The 10586-nt window shown below is 73.3% G+C and carries 4 protein-coding genes; all 4 read left to right on the top strand.

The genetic code is table 11. The features are described 5' to 3' along the window. Positions 1-71: 71 nt before the first annotated feature. The 4 genes from IF09_RS0117930 to IF09_RS0117945 all read left to right on the top strand — a co-directional run bounded on the left by IF09_RS0117930 (position 72) and on the right by IF09_RS0117945 (position 10396). A complete protein-coding gene (locus tag IF09_RS0117930) occupies positions 72-2399 on the top strand; it encodes an MMPL family transporter (RefSeq protein ID WP_063607396.1) in 2328 nt (775 codons plus the stop codon). Continuing rightward, the gene (locus IF09_RS0117935; protein WP_037635247.1) at positions 2396-7102 is read left to right on the top strand and encodes a type I polyketide synthase; all 4707 of its coding nucleotides are present in this window, start codon (positions 2396-2398) and stop codon (positions 7100-7102) included. The genes IF09_RS0117930 and IF09_RS0117935 overlap by 4 nt, the downstream gene beginning before the upstream one ends. Positions 7103-7112: 10 nt before the next feature. Next, positions 7113-7829 (top strand): 4'-phosphopantetheinyl transferase family protein, encoded by a 717-nt coding sequence (locus IF09_RS0117940; RefSeq protein WP_030296858.1) that lies wholly within the window; start codon positions 7113-7115, stop codon positions 7827-7829. A 131-nt stretch (positions 7830-7960) separates the two neighbouring features. After that, positions 7961-10396 carry a SpoIIE family protein phosphatase gene (locus tag IF09_RS0117945; RefSeq protein WP_030296860.1) on the top strand — a complete coding sequence of 812 codons (2436 nt, stop codon included), beginning with the start codon at positions 7961-7963 and terminating at the stop codon, positions 10394-10396. Positions 10397-10586: the final 190 nt, after the last annotated feature.

Here is a 10586-nt window from a genome sequence, read left to right on the forward strand (position 1 = left end):
CTCCCGGCACGGTGGAAATCGACCGTCCTGCTCAAGAGCAGGAGCGAAACACCAACCGACCGGAGGCATTCATGTCCCGTCGCGCAGGGGTCTTCGTGACCCGCCGCCCACGGCTCGTCCTCTTCGCCGCGCTCGTGTTTCTCCTGCTGTCCGCCGTGTTCGGCGCAGAGGCGACCGGCCGGCTGAAGACGCAGGGGTACGACGATCCGCGATCGGAGTCCAGCCGCGCCGCCCGCGTGGCGGCCGAGCACCTGGGGGCGCCCCCCAACCTGGTCGTCGTCGCGCAGGCCCGCGCCGGTTCCGTCGACGCCCCGGCAGCCCGGAGCGCCGGCGAGGCCCTGACCGGACGCCTCCGCGCCGAACCGCACGTGAGCGCCGTGACCTCGTACTGGACCGGCAACGCGGCGGAGCTGCGCAGCCGGGACGGCCACGCGGCCATGCTCGTCGCGCACGTGGACGGCGAGGGCGAACAGCTCGGAACGCGGGTCAGGCAGCTGAGCAAGGAGCTGACCACCCCGACGGCTGCCACGACGCCCCTCACGGTGCACGTCGGTGGACCGGCGCTCATCGACGCCGAGCTCCAGGACCTCTCGGAGTCCGACCTGAAGCGGGCCGAGTCCGTCGTGCTGCCGGGAACCCTGATCCTGCTGGTCCTGGTGTTCGGCAGTGTGGTGGCCGCGGCGCTGCCCCTGCTGATCGGGGTTCTGGCCATCGCCGGGACGCTGCTGGTCCTGAGCCTGCTCGGAGCCGTCACCGACGTGTCCGTGTTCGCGCTGAACCTCACCACCGCGCTCGGCCTCGGGCTGGGCATCGACTACGGACTGCTGATCGTCTCCCGGTTCCGCGAGGAGCTCGCCGACGGACACGGCTCGCGCAGCGCCGCCATACGGACCGTGCGCACCGCGGGCCACACGATCCTCTTCAGTGCCGCCACGGTGTCCGCCGCGCTCGCGACGCTGCTGGTGTTCCCGCCGTACTTCCTGCGCTCCTTCGCGTATGCGGGCATCGCCGTGGTGGCGATCGCTGCGGTGAGCGCCGTCACGGTGCTGCCGGCCCTGCTCGCGCTGCTCGGGAGGCGGGTGAACGCCTGGGCCGTGCCGTGGCGCCGCCGGGCCCACGCCGGCTCGGAGTCGCGCTTCTGGCGCGGGCTGGCGCAGATCGTCGTACGCAGGCCGCTGATCGCGGCGCTGCCGGTGATCGGGCTGCTCGTGGTGCTCGCCGGGCCGTTCGCGCACGCCGGTTTCGCCACCCCTGACGAGCGGGCGCTGCCCGTGAGCTCGTCCAGCCGTCAGACCGGGGACCTGGTGCGCGGTGCGTTCGACATGAACGGCCCGAGCGCGCTCACGGTCGTCATGACGGGCAAGGCGTCCTCGCCGGCCCGGGAGGACTACGCCCGCCGGCTGTCCGCGCTCCCGCAGGTCGCCCGCGTCATGGGGCCCGAGGGCAGTTTCCGGCAGGGAGAGAAGGCAGCGGCCCCCGGCTCCGCCGGAACCGTGGCCAAGCCCGTCGGCGACGGTCCGGCCCGGCTCTCCGTGGTGCCGCAGGCGGACCCGCAGTCGCGCGCCGCCCAGCAGCTCGTGCACGCCGTCCGCGCGACTCCCGCCCCGGCGGGCACCGACGTCCTCGTCGGCGGACCGAGCGCGGTCCTGGTCGACGCCAAGGCCACCGTGGGAGGCCGGCTTCCGCTGGCGCTCTCCCTGATCACCGTCACCACGTTCGTCCTGCTGCTCGGCTTCACGCGAAGCCTGCTGCTGCCGCTGAAGGCCATCGCGCTGAACGCCCTGAGCCTCGCGGCCGTCCTCGGGGCGATGGTGTGGGTCTTCCAGACCGGCCATCTCCGGCACCTGCTCCATTTCACGCCCGGCCCCCTCAGTACGACCATGCCGGTGCTGCTGTTCTGCATCGTCTTCGGGCTCTCGGTGGACTACGAGGTGTTCGTCCTCGCGCGCATCAAGGAGGCGCACGAGGCCGGGCAGGACAACGCTGATTCCATCGTCTCGGGCATAGCCCACACGGGCGGCATCGTCACGACCGCCGGTTCGCTCCTCGCGTTCACGCTCCTGAGCTTCGGCACCTCCCAGGTCTCGCTGCTGCAGTTCTTCGGGATCGGCGCAGGCCTCGGCGTCCTCCTCGACGCCACCCTCGTGCGGGGCGTCCTCGTACCGGCGCTCATGCGCCTGGCGGGAGGCCTGAACTGGTGGGCGCCCTGGCCGATCGGACGCAAGGTGCCGCATCCGGCGTCCGTTCCCCGCCCGGCCGGCAGGGGTGCCCCGCCGTCCTCGCGGCCTCACCTGCCCCCACCCCCTCGCACCGCCGACTCCCCCGGTGCAGAGCCCGTCCCCACCGCCTTGGTCGCCGTCCGCCCGGGGCACCACGCAAAGGAAGAAGACCCGTCATGACCGACATCGCCATCACCGGACTCGGCTGCCGCTACCCCGGCGCCCCCGACATCCGCGCCTACTGGAAGCTCCTGCTGAGCGGGGAACGCCAGTTCTCCGCCGTCCCGGCGGAACGCTGGAACCACGGCACCTTCCACGACCCCGACAACCCGTCGGCCCCCCACGCCGCGTACACCGACCAGGTCGCCTTCCTGGATGCCGTGGACCGTTTCGCCGCCCCGCACTACGGGGTGCCCCCCGCCCGCGCCCGGGCCATGGACCCGCAGCACCGGCTGATGCTCGACGTCACCCGCGAGGCCCTCGACGACGCGGGGCTGGGCCGTGGCGACTTCGACCGCGAGAACACCGGGGTCTTCCTCGGCATATCGGTGTCCGACTACAAGGACCTCATGGCGGCTCCCCTCCGGGTCATCGCCCTGGCCGACGAGTCGCCCGCGGCGGACCACCCCGGCGGCCTCGACGGCGCCAGGGAAGAGGCAGCCCGGCTCGGCACCGTCCAGAGCTTCACGCTGCCCGGGAGCCTGCTCAACATGGCGGCGGGCACGGTCAGCCGGCAGTTCGACCTCGGAGGCCCCAGTTTCGCCGTCGACGCCGCCTGCTCGGGCTCACTGGTCGCCCTCGACCAGGCGATCGCCCACCTGGGCCGGGGCACCTGCCGCATCGCCGTCGTCGGCGGCGTGTACCTCAACCTCACCCCCGACAGCCTGGTCGGCTTCTCCAAGCTCCGCGCGCTGTCCGCGACCGGGGTGTGCCGCCCGTTCGACGAGGCGGCCGACGGCTTCGTCCTCGGCGAAGGCGCCGGCACCGTCGTCATACGGCCGCTCGCGGACGCCCTCGCCGACGGCGACCGCGTCTACGCGGTGATCAGGGGCATCGGCTCGGCCAACGACGGCGCGTCCCCCGGACCGCTGACTCCCACCCCCCAAGGCCAGCTGCGCGCCATGCACCGGGCCTACGACGACGCGGGGGTAACCCCCTCGTCCGTGGGCTTCATCGAGGCCCACGGCACCGGCACCACCGTCGGAGACCGTGCCGAGGTGGAGGCGCTGCGCCGACTGCGCACCGAGTTCCCCGACGACGACCCGGCACTGTGCTACCTCGGGGCGGGCAAGGCCCTCATCGGGCACTCGCTGTCCGCGGCAGGCATTGCGGGGCTGATCAAGACGGCCCTGGTCGTCCACCACCGCACGATCGTGCCGCAGCCGGAGACCGCGCCCCATCCGGAGCTGGGCATCGCCTCGGCGGGCCTGCGCTTCGCCGACACCGTACGGCCCTTTCGGGCCACGGGCACCCCGCGGCGTGCCGCCGTCAGCTCGTTCGGTTTCGGCGGCACGAACGTCCACGTGGTCCTGGAGGAGGCGCCCGCCCCTGCCGTCGACCGCCCCGCCGAACGGACCGGAGCCGGCGGCCCCCAGCTCGTCCTGCTCTCGGCCGGCAACCCCGAGCTGCTGGACGAGCACATCGGCGACGTTCTCGACGCACTCGACACGGCGGACGGCCCGCCGGTGGCCGCCGTGGCCCACACCCTGGGTGCGCGTGAGCCGCTGACCGCCCGGCTCGCGATCGTCGCCGCCGACACGGACGAACTCGTCCGGCGGCTGCGCGAGGCCCGCCGCCAGCTCGCCGACGGCGCCCGGGGCGACCTCGGCGACGGCGCCTTCGCCGCCGACGCCCCCCTGCCGCCCGCGCAGCGCCGTATCGCCTTCCTCTTCCCCGGGCAGGGAAGTCAGCGGCCGGGCATGATGCAGGACCTCTACGAGAGGTTCACCGGCTTCCGGGCAACCGTCGACGCCCTCGGCGCCGTGGCCCGGCGGAACCTCGACTTCGACCTCACCGATCTGCTGTACGGCGAGGCCCAGGCCGGGGGCGACGACCAGGAGCTGAGGCAGCGGCTCGCGGCCACCGACGTGTGCCAGCCGCTGCTCGGTACCGTCCAGATCGCCGCCACTCACCTCCTCGCCGACTGCGGCCTCACACCCGACCTCACCCTGGGCCACAGTGTCGGAGAATTCGCCGCGGCCGCAGCGGCCGGAGCCCTCACCGACGAGGCCACCGTCCGGCTGCTGGGCCACCGGGGCGCAGCCCTCCGCCGGGCCGAGACCGGCTCCCGGGGCGGGATGCTCGCCGTGCAGGGCGACGAGGCGACCTGCCGTCGGCTCATGGCCGGCATCGACGACCTCTGGCTCGCCTGCTTCAACCAGCCGCGGCAGCTCGTGGTCAGCGGCTCCCTGCGGGGGCTCGCCGTCCTGCGGCGCGCGTGTGCCGAGGCCGGGGTCGTCACGCTGCCCCTCGAGGTGTCGGGCGCCTTCCACTCGCCGCTGTTCGCCGCCGCCGACGAGGCCTTGGGCGCGTACCTCGCCGACCGGCCCCTCGCCAGCCCCGCCCTGCCGTTCGTGTCGTCCGTGGACGCTGCGGTCTGCACCGACGCCGACCGGCTGCGCGAGCTGTGGTCCCGGCACGCGTCCGCGCCGGTCCGCTTCGGCGATGCCGTCCGGACCGCCTACGAGCAGGGGGCCCGCGTCTTCCTCCAGGTGACCGGCGGGAACTCGCTGCTCGCCTCGGTCCGCCGCAACCTCAGCGGCCACGACGACGTCCACGCCGTCCCCGCCGCAGAGGCCGTACCGGACGGCGGACGCGGCTTCGTCCGGGCCCTCGCCCGGCTCTCGGTCCTGGGTGCCCCGGTCGACCCGCGCGCTCTGGTTCCCGGGGAAGCCCGCCGTCTGCTGGACCTGCCGGTGGCCAGGCTCGACACCCAGTCGTACTGGGTGCGGAGCATGCGCCCTGCGCCGCAGGACACCCCCGCCGCCACCCTCCCGCCCCAGCCCGCACCGCCCCAGGAGAGCTCGATGAACGCCCCGACGCATGCCACGACGAACGACCGGGTGAGCGACTCGGTGCACGACCCGGTGAACGAACTGCTCCAGCTGGTCCGCCAGCAGGTGACGCTGCTCGGCCGCCTCACCGGGCCGCTGCCCGTGCAGCACCCCGCCGCCCAGGTCACCGGCCCGGCCACGGCAGTTCCCGTACGCGCACCCGTGCCCGCTGCCCCGGCCGTTCCCGACCCGGCCGTTCCGGCCCCCGCCGACCCGCCCGCCGTTCGCGCGCCGGCCGACAAGGAACCGTCGCCGATCCGTGGCATCGACGAGGTCACCGACGCCGTGCTCGCGCACGTGGCCCGCATCAGTGCGTTCCCCGTGAGCAATCTGCGGGGCGACCAGCTGCTGATCGACGATCTCGGCTTCGACTCGCTCATGCTGACCGATCTGTTCGCCTCCCTCCAGCGGCAGTGGCCGCGGTGGACGTTCGACGAGCGGGCTGCCGACCGGCCGACCGCCGGGAGGATCGCCGCGCTGATCGCGGGCGGCCCCGCCGACGCCGCACCGGCTGCCGTCCCCGTACAGCGCGCCGACCAGGACCACCAAGCCCGGCCCCTGCCGCCCGCCGGCCTGCCCTCGGCAGCCCCGGCCCCCGCCCCGCTGCCGCAGGAGCAGACGCGGATCGAGTGCTTCCCGGAGGTCGCGGCCCACGACGAGCGTCTCGCCGCGCTCGCCGGGACGGGGCTGCGCAATCCGTACTTCCTCGTCCACGAGGGCGGCATCACCGACACGACCGTCATCGATGGCCGGGAACTCGTATCGTTCTCCAGCTACAACTACCTGGGCATGGCCACGCACCCCCGGATGACCGCGGCGGCCCAGGAGGCGATCGCACGCTGCGGCACGTCGGTGTCCGCCAGCCGGCTGCTGTCCGGGAGCCGTCCGCTCCACCTGGAGCTCGAGACGGAACTCGCCGACCTGCTCGGATGCGAAGGAGCCCTCACCCTGGCCAATGGGCACGCCACCAACGTGACCGTGATCGGACACCTCGTCGGACCCGGGGACCTCGTCGTCCACGACTCCCTCGCCCACGACAGCATCCTGCAGGGCTGCAAGCTCTCCGGCGCGACCCGGCGGCCGTTCCCCCACAACGACGCAGCCGCGCTCGACGCGATCCTCGGCCAGGTCCGCCACGAGTACCGACGGGTCCTCGTCGTCGTCGAGGGCGTGTACAGCATGGACGGCGACATCGCCGACCTGCCCGCCCTCGTCGAGGTCAAGCGCCGGCACGGTGCGCTGCTGATGATCGACGAGGCGCACAGCATCGGGACGATCGGCGCGACCGGGCGGGGCATCGGCGAGTACTGCGGCACCGACCGCACGGCCGTCGACCTGTGGTCGGGCACGCTGTCCAAGGCGCTGGCGAGCTGCGGCGGTTACGTCGCCGGGAGCCGCTCGGTCGTCGAGTACCTGCGCTACACCGTTCCGGGCTTCGTCTACAGCGCCGGCATGACCCCGGCCGACACCGCCGCCTCGCTGACCGCGCTGCGACTGCTGCGCGCCGAGCCGCAGCGCGTGGCGCGCCTTGCGGAGAACGCAGCGCTGTTCGTCCGCCTGGCGCGCGATGCGGGCATCGACGTCGGGGACAGTCAGGACACCCCGGTCGTCCCGTGCATCGTCGGGGACTCCCTGAAGACCCTGCGACTCGCCGAGGCCCTGTTCCAGCAGGGCATCAGCGTCAATCCCATCCTCTACCCGGCCGTACCCGAGGAGATGGCCCGGCTGCGCTTCTTCATCACCTGTGACCACACCTCCGACCAGATCCGTCACGCCGTGACCGCGCTGGAGCACGAGCTGCGGCACCTCGACCGGGCCATGGCCGCCTGATCCCGCCGCCATGGACACCACCTTCCCGCCGATCACGCCGGGCCACGTCCACCGATGGTGCGGAGCCGGCCTCGTCGTGGCCCACCGCTCCGGCCTGTGGCAGACGGCGCCCGCCTCACGGGTTCTCCCGCCGCACCTCTCGCCGGCCGAGCGGCGCGTGGTCCACGCGCTGCCGGCTTGGCGGCAGGCCGAATGGGTGGCCGGCCGTGTGCTCGCCAAGCACCTGGTGGGCGAAGCCTTCGGCGCGCCCGCGGACGACGTGGAGATCCTCCCTCGTGCCGACGGCAGTCCGTACGTCGTCGTGGGCGGCAATCCGTTGCCGGCCGTGAACGTCTCCATCAGCCACACCGCCGGGCACGTCGCCGCGGCCCTCGCACCGGAACCGGTCGGAGTGGACCTGTGCGAGACGCAATCGGCGGCCACGGTCCGCCGTGTCGGGGACCACGCCTTCTCCCCGGCGGAACTCTCCCTCATCGGCACGGACCGGCCCGATGTCCTGGCCGGCGCCTGGGCGCTCAAGGAAGCCGCGGTCAAGGCCGACCGCAGCGGCATCTTCGGTGACGCTCCGCGCCGCGTCCGGATCACCGGCCTGGAACCTCCCGCACTCAGCGGACGGCGCCGCGCGATGCTGTGGCGGGCGGGAGACGCGGTCCTCGCCCTCGTCCTCGCGCACCCCGCCCCGTCACCGGGCGTCGCTGCGGCCCTCCCCTCGGGGCCGGCCTGCTGAGCGCCCCCCTTGGCAGCACTGCGTTGGTGCTCCTTGCCCTGCCGGATGATGCTTGTCAGTGGAGCGCCTGGCCGTGCAGGGGTTGCCGTGGGACAGCGGCAGAGGAACTAGCGAGGGCGAGATGAGCGGCGATGGAGCAACTTCCCAGCTTTCCTGGTGAGCGGCCGGAGGAAACGAACGCCTCCCTCGAGTCGGCCTACACGGCCACGGCCACCATCAGCGAGCAGGGCATCGTGACGGAGTGGAGTGACGATGCCCGTCGGCTGCTGGGCTACACGCCGTCCGAGATCGTGGGGGTGCCCGCCGCCGAACTCCTCGCCGACGGCCTCGGAGAGGGTTCGGCGCGGATCCCGGCCGGCCAGGAGCGGTGGAGCGGCACCGTGGCGCTGCGGCACCGCGACGGCCGGCGGATGCAAGTGGGACTGCTCGCGCACCGCCTGGCGTCCACCGACGGGACCGCCCGGTGGCTCGTGGTGTCCGCCGTCACGAGGGCGCCCGGCCCGCCCTGGGGCGAACCGCTGAAGGAATGGGCGTTCACCCAGTCCCCCTGCTTCCTGGCGATCTTCGATGCGGACCTGCGGCTGGTGCGGGCGAACGCCGGCATGGAGCGCACGCTCTCGCTCACGGAAGACGAGATGCGCGGGCTGCGGCTGCCGGAAATCGCGCCCGATCCCGTGAGCGACGAGACGGAGGGGAGGATGCGCCTGGTCCTGGAGACCGGTGAGGCGCAGTACGTGGATTCCTTCGTCCGTTCCCCGCGCGCGGGCACCCCGCACGGCTGGGCGACCTCGCTGGCCCCGTTGTGTGACCCGGACGGCCGGGTGCGCGCCGTGTCCTTGGCCGCGCACGAGAGGACGGCGGGCGAGGGTGACCGGCAGCGGATCCTCGTGCCGGACGTCGCGGACGCCCGCATCGGCACCGCGCAGGACACCGCCCACACCGCGCAGGAGGTGGCCGACGTCGCCGTCCCCCGGCTGGCCGATTTCGCGTTCATCGACCTGCTGGACCCTCCGCCGCGCGGTGACGAGCCGTCCGCCGGCCCCGCCTCGGGGCCGGTCACCGTGTGCCGTACCGCTGTGCGGTCGGTCCTCGAGGGAAACCCGGAGTCCCAGGTCGCGGTCGGCGGGACGACCAGCTATCCGGCGCTGTCGCCGCCCGCCGAGTGTCTGGCCACAGGGCGCGGCACCGTGCACGGGCCGACCGACCCGGCACTCGCCCAGTGGGTGGCCGAGGACGAGAGGGCCGCCGCGTGGATCAGCCAGTACGGGACCCACTCCGTGATGGTGGTGCCGCTGCAGGCCGGCGGTGTCATCCTCGGCGTGGCCGTCTTCGGCCGTCACCGGCGCAGTGAGCCGTTCCTGCCGGAGGACCTGCAGCTGGCCGAGGAGCTGGCGACCAGGGCGGCCGTCAGCATCCACGACGCGCGCGGATCCTCGCGGGAGCACACCTCGACGATGACGCTGCAGCGCAGCCTGCTGCCGCACACGCTGCCCACCCAGGCCGCACTGGAGATCGCCTCCCGCTATCTGCCCGCGGGTACCGCGGCCGGCCTGGGCGGCGACTGGTTCGACGTGATCCAGCTGTCGGGTGCACGGGTGGCCCTGGTCGTGGGCGATGTCGTCGGCCACGGCATCCGCGCCGCCGCCACCATGGGCCGGCTGCGCACCGCGGTCCGCACCCTGGCCGACGTCGACCTGCCGCCCGACGAGCTGCTCACCCACCTCGACGACCTCATCATCCACCTGTCCGCCGACGAGGCCGACGGGGGCGGCGTCGGGGAAACCGCGGGGGGCATCGGCACCACCTGCCTGTACGTGGTCTACGACCCGGTCACCTGCCGATGCACCGTCGCCCGGGCCGGCCACCCGCCGCCCGCCGTGGTCTCCCCGGAGGGCTCCGTGTACCTCCTCGACGTCCCGGCCGGCCCGCCACTGGGCCTGGGAGGCCTGCCCTTCGAGACCGTCGAGGTCGAGCTTCCCGAGGGCAGCGTCCTCGCCCTGTACACCGACGGCCTGCTGCAGGCCCGCGAGCACGACATCGACGAGGCCCTGGACAGCATGTTCGCGGCTCTCACCCGTCCCGCCACCACGCTGGAGACGGTGTGCGACCGCGTACTGACGGCCATGCTGACCCACCGTCCCGATGACGACGTCGCCCTGCTCGTCGCCAGGACCCGGGCCCTGCATTCGGACAAGGTCGTCGTCTGGGACCTGAACCCCGACCCGGCCGTCGTCGCCCAGGCCCGTCGGAGCACCACCGACCAGCTGACGGCCTGGGGGCTCGAGGAGGCCTCCTTCGTCACCGAGCTCCTGGTCAGCGAGCTGGTCACCAATGCCATCCGCTACGGCGAACCGCCCATCCAGCTGCGGCTGATCCACGAGGACAGCACCCTGATCTGCGAGGTCTCCGACACGAGCAGTACGGCCCCGCACATGCGGCGGGCCCGGACCTTCGACGAAGGAGGGCGCGGCCTGCTGCTGGTCGCCCAGCTCGCCCAGCGCTGGGGCACCCGGCACGCCCCGGTCGGCAAGACCATCTGGGCCGAGCAGTCCCTTCTGGGGTTCTGAGACCGCCGAGCACTGCTCCTGGCGGTGCGGCGCGTGCGCGAACGTACGGGAAGACGGCCCCTGTGACGCGCCTGTGACAGTCGACGGACGCCGTCGTGAAGGTACGGGCGCAGGATTTTAAGCAGGACAAACCGGACATTCGACTACATGTCCACCTGCTTCCGAGGGCGCGAGCAGAGATGACCGATCC

Source organism: Streptomyces katrae (genome assembly GCF_000717655.1).
GTDB lineage: Bacteria > Actinomycetota > Actinomycetes > Streptomycetales > Streptomycetaceae > Streptomyces > Streptomyces katrae_B.